The 19089-nt window shown below is 71.6% G+C and carries 13 protein-coding genes; 5 read left to right on the plus strand and 8 right to left on the minus strand.

Annotation, left to right across the window (positions count from 1 at the left end; genetic code table 11):
• Positions 1–82: 82 nt before the first annotated feature.
• Together Cus16_RS02585 and Cus16_RS02590 are read left to right on the plus strand one after the other, a co-directional pair.
• On the plus strand, positions 83–1294 hold the full coding sequence (locus Cus16_RS02585) for a thiolase family protein (RefSeq protein ID WP_069711018.1): 1212 nt from the start codon (positions 83–85) through the stop codon (positions 1292–1294).
• Positions 1295–1296: 2 nt separating this feature from the next.
• Complete coding sequence (locus Cus16_RS02590) at positions 1297–3435, plus strand: 3-hydroxyacyl-CoA dehydrogenase NAD-binding domain-containing protein (RefSeq protein ID WP_069711019.1); 2139 nt, start codon at positions 1297–1299, stop codon at positions 3433–3435.
• 137 nt (positions 3436–3572) lie between these two features.
• Here the strand turns inward: Cus16_RS02590 and dxs are convergent, their stop codons facing one another.
• From dxs to dut, 5 genes are all read right to left on the minus strand, one after another.
• Entirely contained in the window at positions 3573–5507 is a 1935-nt protein-coding gene (dxs, locus tag Cus16_RS02595; protein WP_069711020.1) for a 1-deoxy-D-xylulose-5-phosphate synthase, read from the minus strand.
• Positions 5508–5638: 131 nt separating this feature from the next.
• Positions 5639–8476, minus strand: coding sequence for an aconitate hydratase (locus Cus16_RS02600; RefSeq protein WP_069711021.1), 2838 nt, complete (start codon positions 8474–8476; stop codon positions 5639–5641).
• Between the two features lie 128 nt (positions 8477–8604).
• Positions 8605–9396, minus strand: coding sequence for a DUF3159 domain-containing protein (locus Cus16_RS02605; protein WP_069711022.1), 792 nt, complete (start codon positions 9394–9396; stop codon positions 8605–8607).
• A 44-nt stretch (positions 9397–9440) separates the two neighbouring features.
• The gene (locus tag Cus16_RS02610; protein ID WP_223246494.1) at positions 9441–10163 is read right to left on the minus strand and encodes a DUF3710 domain-containing protein; all 723 of its coding nucleotides are present in this window, start codon (positions 10161–10163) and stop codon (positions 9441–9443) included.
• On the minus strand, positions 10160–10651 hold the full coding sequence (dut, locus tag Cus16_RS02615; protein WP_069711023.1) for a dUTP diphosphatase: 492 nt from the start codon (positions 10649–10651) through the stop codon (positions 10160–10162). Before dut ends, Cus16_RS02610 begins: the two co-directional genes overlap by 4 nt.
• A 79-nt stretch (positions 10652–10730) precedes the next feature.
• On the opposite strand from dut, the gene Cus16_RS02620 reads away from it, so the two are divergent.
• Positions 10731–11162: a DUF3093 domain-containing protein gene (locus tag Cus16_RS02620; RefSeq protein WP_069711024.1), complete on the plus strand. Its 432-nt coding sequence runs from the start codon at positions 10731–10733 to the stop codon at positions 11160–11162.
• A 349-nt stretch (positions 11163–11511) separates the two neighbouring features.
• On the opposite strand, the gene Cus16_RS02625 is transcribed toward Cus16_RS02620, so the two are convergent.
• Entirely contained in the window at positions 11512–11814 is a 303-nt protein-coding gene (locus Cus16_RS02625) for a DUF4193 domain-containing protein (RefSeq protein WP_069711407.1), read from the minus strand.
• A gap of 302 nt (positions 11815–12116) precedes the next feature.
• On the opposite strand from Cus16_RS02625, the gene sepH reads away from it, so the two are divergent.
• Complete coding sequence (gene sepH / locus Cus16_RS02630; protein ID WP_069711025.1) at positions 12117–13136, plus strand: septation protein SepH; 1020 nt, start codon at positions 12117–12119, stop codon at positions 13134–13136.
• Between the two features lie 96 nt (positions 13137–13232).
• Here sepH and Cus16_RS02635 read toward each other — a convergent pair whose 3' ends face one another.
• Positions 13233–14399 carry an alkaline phosphatase family protein gene (locus tag Cus16_RS02635; protein WP_069711026.1) on the minus strand — a complete coding sequence of 389 codons (1167 nt, stop codon included), beginning with the start codon at positions 14397–14399 and terminating at the stop codon, positions 13233–13235.
• Positions 14400–14424: 25 nt separating this feature from the next.
• On the opposite strand from Cus16_RS02635, the gene Cus16_RS02640 reads away from it, so the two are divergent.
• Positions 14425–16911, plus strand: a complete 2487-nt coding sequence (locus Cus16_RS02640; RefSeq protein WP_069711027.1) for a DNA topoisomerase (ATP-hydrolyzing) subunit A — start codon at positions 14425–14427, stop codon at positions 16909–16911.
• 32 nt (positions 16912–16943) lie between these two features.
• On the opposite strand, the gene Cus16_RS02645 is transcribed toward Cus16_RS02640, so the two are convergent.
• Positions 16944–19061, minus strand: coding sequence for a type IIA DNA topoisomerase subunit B (locus tag Cus16_RS02645; RefSeq protein ID WP_069711028.1), 2118 nt, complete (start codon positions 19059–19061; stop codon positions 16944–16946).
• Between the last annotated feature and the right edge of the window lie 28 nt (positions 19062–19089).

The following is a 19089-nucleotide window of genomic DNA, read 5'->3' on the forward strand; positions in this document are numbered from 1 at the left end:
GTCTCCGGTGTCGCCGGGCGCTGCCCGGCCGGTCGGGGCGGAACGCGTCCCGACCCGATCGAAGTGGATCTGGAGGCCCCGATTGCCCAAGGCATCAGACGTCGTGTTCGTGGACGGTGTCCGCACCCCGTTCGGACGAGCCGGTGAGAAGGGGGTGTTCTGGGAGACCCGCGCGGACGACCTCGCGGTCCACGCCATGCGCGGCCTGCTCGACCGGAACAGCCAGCTCGACGGTGCGGCGGTGGACGACGTCGCCGTCGCCGCCACCACCCAGCAGGGCGACCAGGGCCTGACCCTCGGCCGGACCGTCGGCATGCTCGCCGGATTGCCGAAGTCGGTCCCCGGCTACGCGATCGACCGCATGTGCGCCGGCGCGATGACGAGCGTCACCACCCTCGCCGGCGCCATCGCCTTCGGTGCCGCGGACGTCGCGATCGCCGGCGGCGTCGAGCACATGGGCCGCCACCCGATGGGCTTCGGCGCCGACGTCAACCCCCGCTTCATCGCCGAGCGCATGGTGGCGGGCGACGCCCTCGTCATGGGCAGCACCGCCGAGCGACTGCACGACCGCTTCCCCGCCATCACGAAGGACCGCACGGACGCCTTCGCCGTCCAGTCGCAGCAGCGCTACGCCGCCGCGTGGGCGGCCGGCAAGCTCCAGCCCGACGTGGTGCCGGTCGAGGTGAACACCGGCGAGGGCTGGGACATCGTCGCGAAGGACGAGCCGCCGCGACCAGGCACCACCCTGGAGGCGCTGGCCGGCCTGAAGACGCCGTTCCGGCCCCACGGACGGGTCACCGCGGGCAACGCGGCAGGCCTGAACGACGGTGCCACCATGAGCCTGCTCGCGTCCGAGGACGGCGCGAAGCAGCACGGCCTGCCGACCAAGATGCGTATGGTCTCGTTCGCCTTCGCCGGCGTCGAGCCCGAGGTCATGGGCGTCGGCCCCGTCCCCGCGACCGACAAGGCGCTGCGCAAGGCGGGCCTGACGATCGACGACATCGGCCTGTTCGAGATCAACGAGGCGTTCGCCGTGCAGGTGCTCGCCTTCCTCGACAACTACGGCATCGCGCAGGACTCCCCGAACGTCAACGCCTGGGGCGGCGCGATCGCCGTCGGGCACCCGCTCGCGTCGAGCGGCGTCCGGCTGATGAACCAGCTCGCGGCGCAGTTCGCCGAGCGTCCGGACGTCCGGTACGGCATCACGACGATGTGCATCGGGCTCGGTCAGGGCGGCACCGTGATCTGGGAGAACCCGAACTTCAGCAAGAGCGCGGCACGGAAGGCGGCCTGACGATGACCACCACTGCGATCGACCAGCTGACCGCCCTGAGCGAGGACGAGGTCGTCACCCACTCCTACGTGAAGCACGTGGCGCTGCCGTCCGGCGGCACCCTGGCGCTCATCACGCTCGACAACGGCAAGGACCACAAGCGCCCGTCGACGCTCGGCCCGCGGACCATGCGCGAGCTGTCCGACGTGCTCGACACCCTGCGCGCGGCGGCGAAGGCCGGCAGCATCCAGGCGGTCGCCGTCACCGGCAAGGAGTACTGCTTCGCCGCCGGTGCCGACCTGTCGCAGGCGGCCGCGCTGCCCTCCCGCGAGGTCGCGCACGAACTCGGGTCACTCGGGCACGCGACCCTCCGCAAGCTGACCGACCTCGGTGTGCCGTCGTTCGCGTTCGTGAACGGCATCGCGCTCGGCGGCGGCCTGGAGATCGCCCTGCACTGCACCTACCGCGTCTTCTCGTCGGCGGCGCAGGGCATCGGGCTGCCCGAGGTCTTCCTCGGCATCATCCCCGGCTGGGGCGGTGCCACGCTGCTCCCCCGTCTGATCGGTCCGGAGAAGGCCCTCCGGGTCATCGTCGAGAACCCGCTCAAGAACAACCGCCTGATGGACGGCCCCGCCGCGGTCGAGATCGGCATCGGTGACGCGCTCATCCCGTCCGTGACCTTCCTGCCGTCGGCGGTGGCGTGGGCCGACGGCGTCGTGTCCGGTCGCACCAAGGTCGTCCGGAAGAACGAGCCCGGCATGATCGAGAAGGCAGCGTGGGGCACCGTCGTCAAGGTCGCCCGGTCGCAGGTCGCGTCGAAGATCGGCACCGTCCCGAAGTCGCCGTTCCGCGCCCTCGACCTCGTCGCCGCGGCGAGGTCGGGGTCGCTCGACGACCGCTTCGCCGACGAGGACGACGCCCTGGCCGACCTGCTCGCCGGCGACCAGTTCGCCGCGTCGATGTACGCGTTCGACCTCGTGCAGAAGCGTGCGAAGAAGCCGGTCGGTGCTCCCGAGGGCGTCGAGGCGAAGAAGATCACGAAGGTCGGGGTCCTCGGTGCCGGCCTCATGGCGTCGCAGTTCGCGCTGCTGTTCGCCCGTCGTCTCGGCGTCCCCGTCGTCATCACCGACGTCGACCAGTCGCGGGTGGACGCCGGCGTCGAGCGCATCCGGTCCTCGGTCGACGAGCTGCTCGCCAAGCAGCGGGTCTCCCCGGACGACGCCAACCGCATCGAGGCCCTCGTCAGCGGCTCGGTGTCGTACGACGCCTTCGCGGACGCCGACTGGGTGATCGAGGCCGTCTTCGAGGAGATGTCGGTCAAGCAGGACGTCTTCCGCAAGATCGAGCAGGTCATCGCCCCCGACGCGATCCTGGCCACGAACACCTCGTCGCTGTCGGTGACCGAGATGGGCTCGGTGCTCTCCGACCCGTCGCGGCTCGTCGGCTTCCACTTCTTCAACCCCGTCGCGGTGATGCCGCTGCTCGAGGTCGTGCGCACCGCGTCGACGTCGGACGAGACGGTCGCGACCGCCCTGGCCGTCGCGAAGACGCTGAAGAAGACCGCGATCGTGACCGCCGACCAACCCGGCTTCGTCGTCAACCGCGTGCTCGCCCGCGTGCTCGGCGAGGCGATGCGCGGCGTCGAGGAGGGCACGCCCTTCGAGACGGTCGCCGAGGGTGCGGCGCCGCTCGGCCTGCCGATGTCGCCGTTCGAGCTGCTCGAGCTCGTCGGCCTGCCGGTCGGCGCGCACGTGCTCGACTCGCACCACGCCGCATGGCCGGAGCGCTTCTACCCGGGTGACGGGCTGAAGCGGATCGCCGAGCACGGCACGATCCTGACGCGCGACAAGAAGGGCACCGTCACGGGGTACGACCCCGCCGCCGTGAAGCTCGTCGCACCGTCGAAGAAGGACGCGAAGCCGGTCGACGCGGCGACGATGCAGCAGCGGTTCGAGGACGCCCTGGCGGACGAGGTGCACCGGATGCTCGAGGACCACGTGGTCGAGCACGTCGAGGAGATCGACCTCGGTCTGATCCTCGGCGCGGGCTACCCGTTCCAGGCCGGCGGCATCAGCCCGTACCTCGACCGCTCGGGTGCGTCCGAGCGGGTCTTCGGCGGCCGGTTCCACGACCCGGCGATCGTCGGCCCCGCCTCGCGCTAGCGCGGCGGTACCGCCGACGCCGCGGTTTCCCGGCGTCGAACCACGGAAGCGACGTCGAACCAGCCACAGCGGTTGGTTCGACGTCGCTTTCCTGGTTCGACCCGGGCAATGACGCACGCCGACGGCGACCGCCAGCCTCAGCGGTCCGCCGACTCCCGCGTCCGCGCCGGCTTCGCCTGGGGCAGCTTCGTCCCGACCACCTGGTCGATCACGTCGCGCGCGATCGCCTGCGCCGTCAGCCCGACGTCCGCCAGGATCTCGGAGCGCGAGGCGTGGTCGATGAACTCGTCCGGCAGCCCCAGCTCGTTCACCCCGGTGTCGACGCCCGCCGCGCGGAGGTCCTGCCGCAATCGGGTGCCCACGCCGCCGACGCGGACGCCGTCCTCGACGGTGATGACGAGCCGGTGCTCGCGCGACAGGTCGATGAGCGACGCCGGGATCGGCACGACCCACCGCGGGTCCACCACGGTGACGCCGATGCCCTGCGCCTCGAGCAGCGCGGCGGCCTCGAGGGCGACCGGCACCATCGAGCCGACGGCGACGAACAGCACGTCGGGTTCCTGCCCCTCGGCGGGGTCCCGCAGGACGTCCACGCCGTCGTGCAACCGTCGGAGCGCGGGGACGTCCGGCCCGACCGACCCCTTCGACCAGCGGAGCACGGTCGGGGCGTCGTCGACGGCGACGGCCTCGCCGAGTTCCTCGCGCAGCGTGGGCGCGTCACGCGGCGCCGCGATCCGGATGCCCGGCACGACCTGCAGCAGCGCGAGGTCCCACATGCCGTGGTGCGACGGCCCGTCCGGCCCGGTGACGCCCGCGCGGTCGAGCACGAACGTCACGCCGGCACGGTGGAGCGCCACGTCCATGAGCACCTGGTCGAACGCCCGGTTCAGGAAGGTCGCGTACAGCGCCACGACGGGGTGCAGCCCGCCGTACGCCAGCCCCGCAGCCGAGGTCACCGCGTGCTGCTCGGCGATCCCCACGTCGATGACCCGGGACGGGAACCGCTCCTGGAACCGGTGGAGGCCGGTCGGACGGAGCATCGCCGCCGTGATCGCCACGATGCGCGGGTCCGCTGCGCCGAGGTCGGCGAGCGAGGACGCGAACACCGACGTCCACGACGGCCCCGCGGAGACGTCGAGCGACTCGCCGGTCTCGGGGTCGATGTGCCCGACGGCGTGGAACTGGTCCGCCTGGTCGCGGAGCGCGGGCTCGAAGCCGTGGCCCTTCTCGGTGATGGCGTGCACGATCGTCGGCGCACCGTAGGCCTTCGCCTGCCGCAGCGCAGCCTCCATCGCGCGCTCGTCGTGACCGTTCACCGGGCCGATGTACTTGATGTCGAGGTTCGAGTACAGCGCCTCGTTGTTCGTGAACCGCGAGAGGAACCCGTGCATGCCACCGCGGAGCCCGCGGTAGAACGCCCGGCCCGGCGCCCCGAAGTGCGACGCGACGGCCTGGGACTTCTCGAACAGCGCGCGGTACTCGCGGCGCGTGCGGACCGAGCTGAGGAACCGCGCCATGCCGCCGATGGTCGGAGCGTACGAGCGCCCGTTGTCGTTGACGACGATCACGAGCCGGCGGTCGTTGCCGTCGGAGATGTTGTTGAGCGCTTCCCACGTCATGCCGCCGGTGAGCGCGCCGTCCCCGACGACGGCGACCACGGTGCGGTCGTCCTGCCCGGTCTGCCGGAAGGCACGGGAGATGCCGTCCGCCCAGGACAGCGACGACGACGCGTGCGACGACTCGACGATGTCGTGCTCCGACTCGCTGCGCTGCGGGTAGCCGGCGAGCCCGCCGCGCTCCCGGAGGTGCGAGAAGTCCTGCCGCCCGGTGACGAGCTTGTGCACGTAGGACTGGTGCCCGGTGTCGAAGACGAACGGGTCGTGCGGGGAGTCGAACACCCGGTGCATCGCGAGCGTCAGCTCGACGACGCCGAGGTTCGGCCCGAGGTGCCCACCGGTCTTCGCGACCTCGGCGACCAGGAACCGGCGGATCTCGGCGGCGAGCTCCGTCATCTGCACGTCCGACAGACGCTTGAGGTCGCGCGGCGAGGAGATGCTGCTCAGCAGGCTCACGGGCGCTCCTTTCGTGGGGCAGGCCCCCACCCTAGCCGCGCAACCAGGACACGGACGGGAGGCGCGGTGCCAGCTGGCACCGCGCCTCCCGTCCGTGTCTCGGTCGCCTCAGCGACCCGTGCTCACGTCGCTCAGACGAGCGAACGGAGCACGTACTGCAGGATGCCGCCGTTGCGGTAGTAGTCGGCCTCACCGGGGGTGTCGATGCGGACGACCGCGTCGAACGCCACGGTCTGCTTGCCCGCCGGCGAGTGCTCGCTCGGCTCGGCCGTGACGTGCACGGTCTTCGGCGTGCGGCCCTCGTTCAGCTCGGTGAGCCCCGAGATCGAGACGACCTCGGTGCCGTCGAGGCCGAGCGACTCGACCGTCTCGCCCGCCGGGAACTGCAGCGGGACGACGCCCATGCCGATGAGGTTCGAGCGGTGGATGCGCTCGAAGCTCTCGGTGATCACCGCCTTGACGCCGAGCAGGTTCGTGCCCTTCGCCGCCCAGTCGCGCGACGAGCCGGAGCCGTACTCCTTGCCGCCGAAGATGACGAGCGGGATGCCCTGCTCCTGGTAGTGCTGCGACGCGTCGTAGATGAACGACTGCTCGCCGTCGGGCGTCGTGAAGTCACGGGTGTACCCGCCCTCGACACCGTCCAGCAGCTGGTTGCGCAGGCGGATGTTCGCGAACGTGCCGCGGATCATCACCTCGTGGTTGCCGCGACGCGAGCCGTAGGAGTTGAAGTCCTTCCGGTCGACGCCGTGCTCGGCGAGGTACTGCCCGGCGGGGCTGTCCGCCTTGATCGACCCGGCCGGCGAGATGTGGTCGGTGGTGACCGAGTCGCCGAGCTTCGCCAGCACGCGGGCGCCGGAGATGTCCGACACCGCGTCCGGCTGCATCGTCATGCCCTCGAAGTACGGGGGCTTCCGCACGTAGGTCGACTCGGTGTCCCACTCGAAGGTGTCGCCCGTCGGGGTCGGCAGGTTCTTCCAGCGGTCGTCGCCCTCGAACACGGAGCCGTACTCGTGGGTGAACATCTCGGTGTCGATCGACGTGTCGATGACGTCCTGCACCTCGGCCGCGTCGGGCCAGATGTCCTGCAGGTAGACGTCCTTGCCGTCCTGGTCGGTGCCCAGGGCGTCCTTGTCGAAGTCGAAGTGCATCGACCCGGCCAGGGCGTAGGCGATGACCAGCGGCGGGGACGCCAGGTAGTTCATCTTCACGTCGGGGTTGATGCGCCCCTCGAAGTTGCGGTTGCCCGAGAGCACCGCGGTGACGGCGAGGTCGTTGTCCTGCACGGCCTGCGAGATCTCCTCGGGCAGCGGGCCCGAGTTGCCGATGCACGTCGTGCAGCCGTAGCCGACCGTGTAGAAGCCGAGGTCCTCGAGGTAGCTGGTGAGCCCGGCCTTCTCGTAGTAGTCGGTGACGACCTTCGAGCCCGGCGCCAGGGTCGTCTTGACCCACGGCTTGGCCTTGAGGCCCTTCTTCGCGGCGTTCCGCGCGAGGATGCCCGCGGCCATCATCACCGAGGGGTTCGACGTGTTCGTGCACGACGTGATCGCCGCGATCGCGACGGCACCGTGGTCGATCGTGAAGGGGTCGCCGTCGGCGACGGAGACCGACGTCGGCTTCGACACCGTGCCCGGGGCGCTCGACGCGTGCAGCGGGACCTCGGACGGCGGGGCGTCCTGCAGGTCGTCGACCGCGTGCTCGTCACCGGGGGCGGCCGCGACCGGGTCCGACGCCGGGAAGGTGTCGGCGACGGCCTTGTCCTCGTGCGTGTGGTCGATGCTCGCGTAGTTGGCGAGGTCGACCTCGAACTGGTCCTTCGCCTTCGAGAGCTCGATGCGGTCCTGCGGGCGCTTCGGTCCGGAGATCGACGGCACGACCGTCGAGAGGTCGAGCTCCATGTACTCCGAGTAGGCGGGCTCGACCGACGGGTCGTGCCACAGGCCCTGCGCCTTGCTGTACGCCTCGACGAGGGCGATCTGGTCCTCGGTGCGGCCGGTCAGGCGCAGGTAGTCGAGCGTGACGCCGTCGACCGGGAAGATCGCGGCGGTCGACCCGAACTCCGGAGACATGTTGCCGATGGTCGCGCGGTTCGCCAGCGGGACCTCGGAGACGCCCTCGCCGTAGAACTCGACGAACTTGCCGACCACGCCGTGCTTGCGGAGCTCCTGCGTGATGGTGAGCACGACGTCCGTCGCGGTCACGCCGGCCGGGATCGACCCGGACAGCTTGAAACCGACGACCTTCGGGATGAGCATCGACACGGGCTGGCCGAGCATGGCGGCCTCGGCCTCGATGCCGCCGACGCCCCAGCCGAGCACGCCGAGGCCGTTCACCATCGTGGTGTGCGAGTCGGTGCCGACGAGGGTGTCCGGGTACGCGTACAGCTCGCCGTCGAACTCGCGCGTGTAGGTGACCTTCGCCAGGTACTCGATGTTGACCTGGTGGACGATGCCGGTGCCCGGCGGGACGACCTTGAAGTCCTCGAACGCGGTCTGGCCCCAGCGGAGGAACTGGTAGCGCTCCCCGTTGCGCTCGTACTCGAGGTCGGTGTTGCGCTGCAGCGCGTCCTCGCGACCGAAGAGGTCGGCGATGACGGAGTGGTCGATGACCATCTCGGCCGGCGACAGCGGGTTGATCTTGTTCGGGTCGCCGCCGATCTCGGCCATCGCCTCGCGCATGGTGGCGAGGTCGACGATGCACGGGACGCCCGTGAAGTCCTGCATGACCACGCGGGCCGGCGAGAACTGGATCTCGGTGTCCGGCTCGGCCTCGGGCCGCCACGAACCGAGCGCCCGGATCTGCTCCTCGGTGACGTTCGCGCCGTCCTCGGTGCGGAGCAGGTTCTCGAGCAGCACCTTCAGGCTGTACGGGAGCTTCTCGTGCCCGGGCACGGTGTCGATCCGGTGGATCGCGTAGTCGACACCCCCAACCGACAGTGTGTCCTTCGAGCCGAAGCTGTTGACTGCAGCCACTGTGCCGCCTCCCTGGTGATCGGTGTGCCCTCATCCTCGTGGGCCGCGGAACGTCCCACCAGCAAGGCAAACCTAATCCCGGCCGCGTCGGAGCGTCGCCGGGAAAGTGTCTCGATGTCGAGACAACCCTACACCGCGGCGGTGTCCTCACGCCGCACGAACACCGTGCGGACGAGCAGCCAGGTGACCCAGAGCACGGCGGCGTAGAGCGGCACGCCGAGGACGAGCTTCACCGCGGCGAGCAGCTCGACCTGGGCGGTCAGGTACAGCGGCACCTCGACGGCCAGTCGGAGCGCGAAGAGCCCCACCCAGACCCAGGTGGCGACGGTCAGCACGCGGCGCTTCGTGGGGTCCGCGCGCCAGTCCACGTGCGAGCCGTCCTCGTCCGCCGGCAGCAGGAAGCCGACCACGACGCCGATGAGGGGCCAGCGGACCGCGAGGCTCACCAGCAGACCGACCAACCACACCGAGTTGATGACGATGCCGGGGATGAAGTTCGTCTCGGCACGGCCGGTGAACAGTGCGAGCGCCGCGGAGACCACCACACCGGCGATGCCCGCGAAGGACATCGTGAGCGACTGCCGCTGCAGCAGGCGGAGCACGACGAACACCAGGCCGACGACGACCGGGATCACGACGCTCGGCACGAGCTCCTTCGTGATCGCGTAGACGACCAGGAAGGCGAACCCGGGGAGCACCGACTCGGCGAGGCCGCGCACACCGCCGACGGCGCCGAGCAGTGCCCGGCCGGACGGCGCCTCCCCCGGGGCGACCCGTGCGATCCCGGCGTTCTGCACCGCGGCGCGGAACTGCGCCGAGAACGACGGCGCGACCTCCGGCTCCGGTGCCGGAGCCGGCACGGGACCGGGGGTCTCGTCGGTTGCGTCTGCGCGACGCGGGGTGTCGTCGTGGTCCGGCACCGTGCCTCCAGGCCGTGTCGAGTCGAGCGGGGACGTACCGGGCGTCAGACGGCGGACTGCGTCGACTTCGGCATGTGCAGCGGGATGAGGTCACGGGGCGGCATCGGCGTGGTGCCGCGCACCACGACCACGCTGCGGAACAGCTCCTCGATCTCGGCGGCGTCGTCGGGCTGCTCGGCGGCCTTGCCGGCGATCACGCCGCGCAGGAACCACCGGGGGCCGTCGACGCCGACGAACCGCGCCGCCCGGGCGCCGTCGGTCGAGCCGGAGCCGTCGGTGACGACCGGGACGAGCGCACGGAGCTCGGGGCCGAACGGCCCGTCGACCTCCTCGACGCGGCCGCCCTGCCGCTCGATCTGGTCCGCGATCTGCGCGCGGATCTCGTGCCAGAGGCCGGTCGACCGCGGGGCGGCGAACGGCTGGACCTGCAGCGTCGACTCGTCGTAGTCGAGCCCGACCGCGACGACGCGCTGCGAGCCCTCCTCGACCTCGAGGCGCAGGTGCAGGCCCTCGCGCGGGAGCACCTTCACGCCGCCCAGGTCGACGTAGGGACGGACCAGGTTCGCCTCGGTCTCGTCGTGGGGGCCGTTCTCGGCCCGGTCGGCCGGGGCGGACTTGTCCGTCGGTGCGACGGCGTCCACCTCGTCGAGGTCGGCGTCGGCGTCGGTCGCGATGTCGACCTCCGGCGTCGTCTCCGCGATCTCGGCGTCGTCGACGACGGCGTCCGCCACCTCGACCTCGTCCCGCTTGCGTCGGCCGAACTTCATGCGTCCGTTCCTTCCTGGAAGTCGTCGGCGGCGCCGTACAGGGCACCACCCCGGTCACCGTAGCCCGAGGACCCGAACCCGCCCTCACCGCGCACGCTGTCCGGCAGTGCCTCGACGCGCGTGTACGTGACGCGGGGCACCGGCATCACGATGAGCTGTGCGATGCGGTCACCGGTCCGGACCTCGTACGCCTCGGCGGCGTCGGTGTTGAGCAGCGCGACCCCGATCTCGCCGCGGTAGCCCGCGTCGACGGTGCCCGGCGCGTTCACGATGGTGATGCCGTGCTTCGCCGCGAGCCCGCTGCGGGGGACGACGAACCCGGCGTACCCCTCGGGCAGCGCGATCCGCAGGCCGGTGCCGACGAGGCGTCGCTCGCCCGGCTGCAGCACGAACGACTCGGTGGAGACGAGGTCGGCACCGGCGTCCCCGGGGTGGGCGTGGCCGGGAGCGTTCTCCCCGGTCCAGAGCACGTCGACTGGTTCGGTCACGAGACACGAGGGTAGTGCAGCCGTGACCGTTCCGTGACCTCGGACCGGCGAGGGCGGGATGTCGTGGTGGGATGGAGGGGTGACCGTGTACCGCGAACGACTCTGGGCCCCGCCCGCCCTGTACCTGGCGACGGCGCTCGTCATCCCCGCGAGCCTGCTCGTGTTCCTGCCCATCAGCGTCCTCGCCGGGGTGCTCGTGGCGATCGGGATGTACGCGGGCGTGCTCGTCCTGCTCTGGGCGCTCGCTCCCACCATCGAGGTCACGGACACCGAGTTCCGCGCCGGCAGGGCGCACCTCCCCCGGGCGCTCGTCGGCGAGGCCGCCGCCTTCACCGGCGCAGCGGCCACGGACCAGCGCGGGCCGGCGCTCGACGCCCGCGCGTGGACGCTCTTCCGCGGCTACGTCCGGGGCGTCGTGCGCGTCGAGGTCGCCGACCCCGCGGACCCGACGCCCTACTGGCTGGTGAGCGCGCGGAATCCGCAGGCGGTCGTGGACGCGCTGCGTTCCTGACGTCGGCTCGCGCCCGTCGCGTCTCCCGAGGGGCGGCGGGGAGGCGCGGCGCACGCCCGCCACGCCCGTTCCTCCCCAGGACGGTCGCCCGGACGGGAGGCGCGGCGCACGCCCGCCATGCCCGTTCCTTCCCAGGACGGTCGCGATCCAACGGGATTCCGGGCGTACCTGGTCGTTCAGGACGACCCGGTACGCCCGATCCCGCCAGGTACGCCCGTTCCTGCCCGACACTCGCGTACGCCCGATCCCGCCAGGTACACCCGGCACCGGCACCGGCCGCCCGCGCCCGGCCCGCCACGCGGAACGGCCCGCCACCTCGAGGGGTGACGGGCCGTTCGTGATCACGTGCCTAGAGCGAGGCGCACTCCGCGCAGACGGGGCCGAGCTTCGACTCGTGGTCGAGCTGCGAGCGGTGCTTCACGAGGAAGCACTCGACGCAGGTGAACTCGTCGACCTGCGGGGGCAGCACGACGACGTCGAGGTCGACGTCGCTGAGGTCCTGTCCGGCGAGCTCGAAGCTGCCGGGGTTGTCCGAATCATCGTCGACGACCCCCGACATCTTGTCGGGCACGCGCTCCTTGAGGGCCTCGATCGACTCCGAGTCCGTGGAGGAGTCGTCGGTCTTCCTGGGGGCGTCGTAATCGGTGGCCATGCCCATCCGTTTCTCGTGTCGAGAGGTCGTCGCCGGTGATCGGCGGCGACAGTTTGCACCACGACCCGCGAGAGCGCAAACCGAACGCCGTGCGGGATCGTCAGGCGCTGCAACCCGTTGCCCACCCCGGACATTCCCGCACGCCGGGCACCCTCCCGGGCGTCCCGGTGCGACCCGCTCGGGCGCTCGTCGTCCCGGGAGTCCGCGGCACGCCCGTGCGCCTCCGCGGGAACGGGCGCGCCCGGCTGCATACTCCTGCAAGGTACGAGCACGACCGTACGCAACGCTCGGGAGGCGCAACCATGCAAGACGTGAGAGTCATCGGGGTCGAGTCCGGGGCGCTCCTGCTCGCGACCGACGGCGGCACCGAGTTCCGGTTGCCGGTCACCGCGTCGCTGTCGAGCCAGGTGCGCCAGGCGAACCCCGACGCCGGTCCGCACAAGCGCGTGTCACCGAAGGACGTGCAGGCGCGCATCCGGGGCGGTGCCGACGCCGCCGACGTGGCCGCCGCGCTCGACGTCGACGTCGAGTACGTCCGACGCTTCGAGGGTCCCGTGCTCGCCGAGCGCGCGTTCGTCCTCGACGCCGCGCGCCGGGTCCCGGTGACGCCGGCCGACGACGAGTCCCCCGACACCTTCGGCGCGGCCATCGAGGCCAAGCTCGAGTCCGGCGACGCCCGGTCGGTGGCGTGGGGCTCCTGGAAGGACCCCGAGCAGGGCTGGCAGGTGCGCGTCCGCTACACCGCGTCCGAGGTCGAGCACGACGCGCAGTGGCTGTTCGACCCGAAGACGTCGACGCTCGTCCCCGACAACGGCGACGCACACCGGCTCTCGCACACCGAGGACGAGGGCATCGCGCCGCGCCTCCGCGCCGTCGAGAACGACCACCAGGACACCGACGGCACGCGGTTCGACTCGGGCGCGTTCCGCGTCGAGCAGGACGACCACGACGCCGTCGAGCCCGAGGTGCAGGACCGTCCGCTCCGTGCGCCGCTCCCCCGCATCGGCGCCGCGCCGGTCGAGGAGCGCTCGCCCGGCAACGAGACCGCCGACCTGCTCGAGGCCCTCCGGCGTCGTCGCGGTGAACGTGAGGCCGCGTCCTTCACGGAGCAGCAGGACGAGCCGCGCGGTACCTCCATCAGCGTCGTCGACGTCCCACTGCAGGGTTGGGACGCCTCCCCCGCCTCCGCTCCCGAGCAGGAGGACCGCCCGACGTCGGCCCCCGGGTCCGAGAACCGTCCGGAGCGCAAGAAGCGCAACCGCCGCTCGATGCCGAGCTGGGACGAGATCGTCTTCGGCACCCGCCCGGAGGACCCGGCCTGATCCGCTCCCTCCCGAGCCGCGCCCGTCGGACGGGAGGCCCGGTGCAGCCCCGCAGCGTTCGTCGCGCTGCGGGGCCGCTCCCGTTCCGGTGCCGGGTCAGCCCGCGAAGGCACCCGCCAGTCGGAGGGGCACGAACACCTCGTCGTCGGTAAGGGCGCCGTGTTGTCCGATCATCCGCTTCGGCTCCTTCCGCGGGTCGAGCTCGCGGTCGTCGTTGAACGCCCACGACCCGCGTGCGACGACCACCACGTCACCGATGCGCGGGAGCACGCGGTCGTCGACGGCGCCGAACCAGCCCGCTGCGACCGCCTCGTCGCGGCTCGCGACGTACGCCTTCTTGCCGTAGCGCGTGCGCCAGGCCGCCACGAGCGCGGGGACGTCCGTGTCCGGCCGGACGGCGAGCTGACGGCAGCGCGGGTCCCCGGCGATCGCGACGACGTCGACGAGCAGCGCCGGGTCCATCGCGATGTTCGCCTCCGGCGGCACGTCGAGCACGCCGTGGTCGGCCGTGACGAGGATCCCGACGTCCGGGCCGCTGCGTGCCGCGAGCCGGGCGAGCTCGCCGTCGAGCTGCTCGAGCGCCGCGGTCCAGCGGTCGGACTCCCAGCCGCGCTTGTGGCCGATGGAGTCGAGCTCGGGCACGTAGAGGTACACGAGCGACCGGCCCGCGGCGGTCTCTGCCAGCGCTGCGTCGACCCGCTGCGGGATGCTGTCCGCCGCCGCGTACCGGGCGCCGCCGAGCACGTTCGCCGTCATGCCCGACGACTCGTACCGAGCCGGGCCGACGACGACGGGCTCGACCCCCAGTGCCACCGCCTCGGTGAAGACCGTGCTCGCGAGCAGCCACCCGGCGGGTACCTCGTCGTCCCACCCGCTGAGCAGGTTGACCACCCGCTCGGTGCCGGGCTCCCAGCCGCTGTAGCCCACCACGCCGTGCGTGCCGGGCGAGCGACCGGTGGTCAGCGTGCTCAGGGCCGCGGCGGTCGTCGTGGGGAAGCCGCTCCGCAGGCGCTTCAGCGTGCCGCCGCCCGTGGCGGCGGTGAGCCAGCGCGCGTGGCCGGCGCGGGCCGACAGTGCCGACGAGCCGAGGCCGTCGACCAGGACGACGACGACGGAACGGGCGGGGCGGAGCGCGATCCGCGCCTCCCGTCCGGTGGCACGCAACCAGGCGTCGTCGGCGGCGCCGAGCGCGACGAGGCAACTCGGGAGCACGTCGGCGAGGTTCGCGGTGGCGTCGGGGGCGCTCGGTACGCTGGGGGGCACCCCACGATCCTCCCAGAAAGGTCCCATGGCACGCACGGAAGCAGTCGGCCTGCCCGACGGTGAGCGCATCGAGGACGTCGACGTCTCCGAGGAGATGCAGGGTTCGTTCCTCGAGTACGCGTACTCCGTCATCTACTCGCGGGCCCTGCCGGACGCGCGTGACGGCCTGAAGCCGGTGCAGCGACGCATCCTGTACCAGATGGCCGAGATGGGACTGCGGCCGGACCGGGGGCACGTCAAGAGCGCCCGCGTCACCGGCGAGGTCATGGGCAAGCTGCACCCGCACGGCGACAGTGCGATCTACGACGCCCTGGTGCGCATGGCGCAGTCGTTCACGATGCGCGTGCCGCTCGTCGACGGACACGGCAACTTCGGGTCGCTCGACGACGGGCCCGCCGCCGCGCGGTACACCGAAGCGCGACTCGCCGAGCCGTCGATGGCGATGACCGAGGGCCTCGGCGAGGACGTCGTCGACTTCGTCCCGAACTACGACAACCAGATCATGCAGCCGGGCGTGCTGCCCGCGGCGTTCCCGAACCTGCTCGTCAACGGCGCGTCCGGCATCGCGGTCGGCATGGCGACGAACATGGCGCCGCACAACCTCGGCGAGGTCGTCGAGGCGGCGAAGCACCTGCTGATGAACCCGCAGGCGACGCTCGACGAGTTGATGGAGTTCGTCCCGGGTCCCGACCTGCCCTCCGGCGGCACGATCGTCGGGCTCTCCGGGGTCCGCGACGCCTACGCCACCGGCCGCGGTTCCTTCCGCACGCGCGCCAAGGTGAGCATCGAGAACCTCACGCCGCGCAAGGTCGGCCTCGTCGTCACCGAGCTGCCGTACCTCGTCGGTCCCGAGCGGGTGATCGAGAAGATCAAGGACGGCGTCCAGGCGAAGAAGCTCGTCGGGATCTCCGACGTGAACGACCTCACCGACCGGAACCACGGGCTGCGGCTCGTCATCGGCATCAAGTCCGGCTTCAATCCGTCGGCCGTGCTCGAACAGCTGTACAAGCACACCCCCCTCGAGGACGGCTTCGGCATCAACAACGTCGCCCTCGTCGACGGCTCGCCCCGGACGCTCGGGCTGCGGGAGCTGCTCGACGTCTACGTGCGGCACCGTCTCGCCGTCGTCACGCGCCGCTCCGAGTACCGCCTGGCCCGACGGCGCGAGCGGCTGCACCTGGTCGAGGGGCTCCTCGTCGCCATCCTCGACATCGACGAGGTCATCGAGGTCATCCGGTCCTCCGACGATTCGGAGGCGGCGCGCACACGGCTGCAGGACGTCTTCGACCTCTCCGAGGTGCAGGCCGAGTACATCCTCGAGCTGCGCCTCCGCCGCCTGACGAGGTTCTCGCGGCTCGAGCTCGAGGGCGAGCGCGACCAGTTGCTCGCCGACATCGCCGCGCTCGAGGAACTGCTCGCCTCCGACGACCGGCTGCGCGCCCAGGTGGCCCTCGAGCTGACCGAGGTCTCCGATCGCTTCGCCACCCCGCGTCGCACCCTGCTCACCGAGGCCGACGCTCCGGTGAAGGGCGGGCGGAAGGCCGCCGTCGACCCCGAGTCGCTGCAGATCGCGGACGCCCCGTGCCGCGTGCTGCTCTCCACCACGGGCCGCCTCGTGCGGGTCGACGTCCCGGACACCGACCTCGGCATCGTCCGCGTCCCCCAGCGCTCCAAGCACGACGCCGTCCGCTCGACGGTGTTGTCGACGGTGCGCGGGCAGGTCGGCGCGCTGACGTCCACCGGGCGCGTGCTCCGCTTCTCCCCCGTCGACGTCCCTGCCGTCCCGCCCGCCTCGGTCCGGCTGGATGCCGGGGTCCGGGTGGCCGACTACCTCGGCATCACGCGGACCGAGACGGTCGTCGCACTCGTCGACCTGTCGACCGGCGCCGCGGACTCCGTCGCGATCGGCACCGCGCAGGGCACCGTCAAGCGCGTCGCCACGGGCGCCTGGCCCGACAAGGACGAGTTCGTCGCGATCGGCCTGAAGCCGAAGGACACCGTCGTCGGGGCCGCGCAGGCACCCGAGTCCGATGACCTCGTCTTCATCACGTCGAACGCGCAGCTGCTGCGGTTCCCGGCGTCGGGCGTCCGCCCCCAGGGCCTGCCCGCGGGCGGCGTCGCCGGGGTCTCGCTGGCCTCCGGCGCCACGGTGATCTGGTTCGGGTCCGTCGCCCGCTCGGACGACGCCGTGGTCGCGACCGTGTCGACGGCCTCGGGTGCCCTGCCCGGGACGGACGCCGGACGCGCGAAGGTGTCGGCGTTCTCCGAGTTCCCGGCGAAGGGTCGCGCGACCCAGGGCGTCCGGGCGCACGCGTTCCTCAAGGGCGAGGACGGGCTGACCGTGGCATGGGCCGGCATCGCACCGCCGCACGCGGTCGGGGTCGACGGGGCCGCACGGACGCTGCCGGACTGGCTCTCGAAGCGCGACGGGTCGGGGGCGCCGCTCGAGGCCGTGATCGACTCGATCGGCGGGAGCGCCGCGGCGCTCGACGGGACCGCGGGCGAGGCGTAGGCGCGCGGGCTGCGGCCGCGTGCCGACCGGCGCTACGCGTCGATGCGGTCGCGGTCGAGGCCCTCGCCGGCGAGGATGAACTCCTTGCGCGGCGCGACGTCGTTCCCCATGAGGAGTTCGAAGACCTTCGCAGCGCCCTCGGCGTCGGTGACGTTCACTCGGCGGAGCGTCCGGTGCGTGCGGTCCATCGTCGTCTCGGCGAGCTGGTCGGCGTCCATCTCCCCCAGGCCCTTGTACCGCTGGATCGGCTCCTGGTACTTCTTGCCCTGCTTCGCCAGCTTCTTCAGCACGGCCTGCAGTTCGGCCTCCGAGTAGGTGTACAGCGTGTCGTTCGGCTTCCCGCGGTTGACGACGACCACCCGGTGCAGCGGCGGGACGGCGGCGAACACCCGACCCTGCTCGATCATCGGCCGCATGTACCGGAAGAACAGCGTGAGCAGCAGCGTGCGGATGTGGGCGCCGTCGACGTCGGCGTCCGACATGATGATGACCTTGCCGTAGCGCGCCTGGTCGATCTCGAACGAGCGGCCGGAGCCGGCGCCGATCACCTGGATGATCGAGGCGCACTCAGCGTTGGACAGCATGTCCGACACCGACGCCTTCTGCACGTTGAGGATCTTGCCGCGGATCGGCAGCAGCGCCTGGTACTCGCTGTTGCGGGCGAGCTTGGCGGTTCCGAGCGCGGAGTCGCCCTCGACGATGAAGAGCTCGGTGCCCTCGGCGTCCTGCTTGCGGCAGTCGGCGAGCTTCGTCGGCAACGAGGAGTTCTCGAGCGCGTTCTTCCGGCGCTGGGTCTCCTTGTGCGCCCGGGCCGAGATGCGGGTCTTCATCTCGGCGACGACCTTCTCGAGCAGCGTGGCGGCCTGCGCCTTCTCGGTGCGCTGCGTCGAGGTCAGGATCTCGGTGAGGCGCTTCGACACCACCTGGTCGACGATCTTCCGGACCGCCGGCGTGCCGAGGACCTCCTTCGTCTGCCCCTCGAACTGCGGCTCGGGCAGGCGGACGGTCAGCACGGCCGTGAGCCCGGCGAGCACGTCGTCCTTCTCGAGCTTGTCCTGGCCGACCTTGAGCTTGCGGGCGTTCGCCTCGACCTGGGTGCGGACGGCCTTCACCAGCCCCGACTCGAAGCCGGTCAGGTGCGTGCCGCCCTTCGGGGTCGCGATGATGTTCACGAAGCTGCGCTCGACGGTCTCGTAGCCGCTGCCCCACCGCAGCGCGATGTCGACCTGGCACTCGCGGTCGACCGAGGTCGACACCATGTGGCCCTTGTCGTCGAGCATCGGCACGGTCTCGGTGAACGTCCCCGTGCCCTCGATGCGCCAGACGTCGGTCACGGCGGTGTCGACGGCGAGGTGCTCGACGAACTCGCTGATGCCGCCCTCGTAGCGGAAGCGCTCGATCACGGGTCCGGACTCGACGGGCGCGCCCGTGGCGACCGCCCGTGCGGCCGCGGCCTCGATCGACGAGGGCCGCTCGTCGGTGATGGTGATGCCGAGGCCCGGTACGAGGAACGCCGTCTGGCGCGCGCGGCTCACCAGGTCGGTCGTGCTGAACTTCGCGTCCGCGGTGAAGATCTGCCGGTCGGCCCAGTAGCGGATGCGGGATCCGGTGACCCCGCGCTTCACCTTACCGACGACGCGCAGTTCGCTGCCGGACGTGAACGGGGAGAACGGCGCGTCCGGGCCGTCACCGGCGAACGCGCCGGGCTCACCGCGGTGGAACGACATGGCGTAGGTCTTGCCGCCGCGGTCGACCTCGACGTCGAGCCGCTCGGACAGCGCGTTCACCACCGAGGCGCCCACACCGTGCAGGCCACCGGACGCGGCGTACGACCCGGAGCCGAACTTCCCGCCTGCGTGCAGCTTCGTGAAGACGACCTCGACACCGGTCAGCCCGGTCTTCGGCTCGACGTCGACCGGGATCCCCCGGGCGGTGTCGCGGACCTCGACCGAACCGTCGTCGTGCAGGACGACACCGATCTCGTCGCCGTGGCCGGCGAGGGCCTCGTCGACGGAGTTGTCGATGATCTCCCAGAGGCAGTGCATGAGCCCCCGCGAGTCGGTGGACCCGATGTACATACCGGGACGCTTCCGGACCGCCTCGAGTCCCTCGAGGACGGAGAGGTGGCGTGCGGAGTAGTCGGAGCTCACCTCCCGATGGTACCGACGGGCACCGACA

The sequence above is a fragment of the Curtobacterium sp. ER1/6 genome (assembly GCF_001742745.1).
GTDB lineage: Bacteria > Actinomycetota > Actinomycetes > Actinomycetales > Microbacteriaceae > Curtobacterium > Curtobacterium citri.

Excerpts from the sequence above, each read along its gene's own strand:
- Cus16_RS02590 (WP_069711019.1), top strand. The coding sequence starts at position 1,297 with ATGACCACCACTGCGATCGACCAGCTGACCGCCCTGAGCGAGGACGAG.
- Cus16_RS02610 (WP_223246494.1), bottom strand. The coding sequence starts at position 10,163 with ATGAAGTTCGGCCGACGCAAGCGGGACGAGGTCGAGGTGGCGGACGCC.
- Cus16_RS02625 (WP_069711407.1), bottom strand. The coding sequence starts at position 11,814 with ATGGCCACCGATTACGACGCCCCCAGGAAGACCGACGACTCCTCCACG.
- sepH (WP_069711025.1), top strand. The coding sequence starts at position 12,117 with ATGCAAGACGTGAGAGTCATCGGGGTCGAGTCCGGGGCGCTCCTGCTC.
- Cus16_RS02640 (WP_069711027.1), top strand. The coding sequence starts at position 14,425 with ATGGCACGCACGGAAGCAGTCGGCCTGCCCGACGGTGAGCGCATCGAG.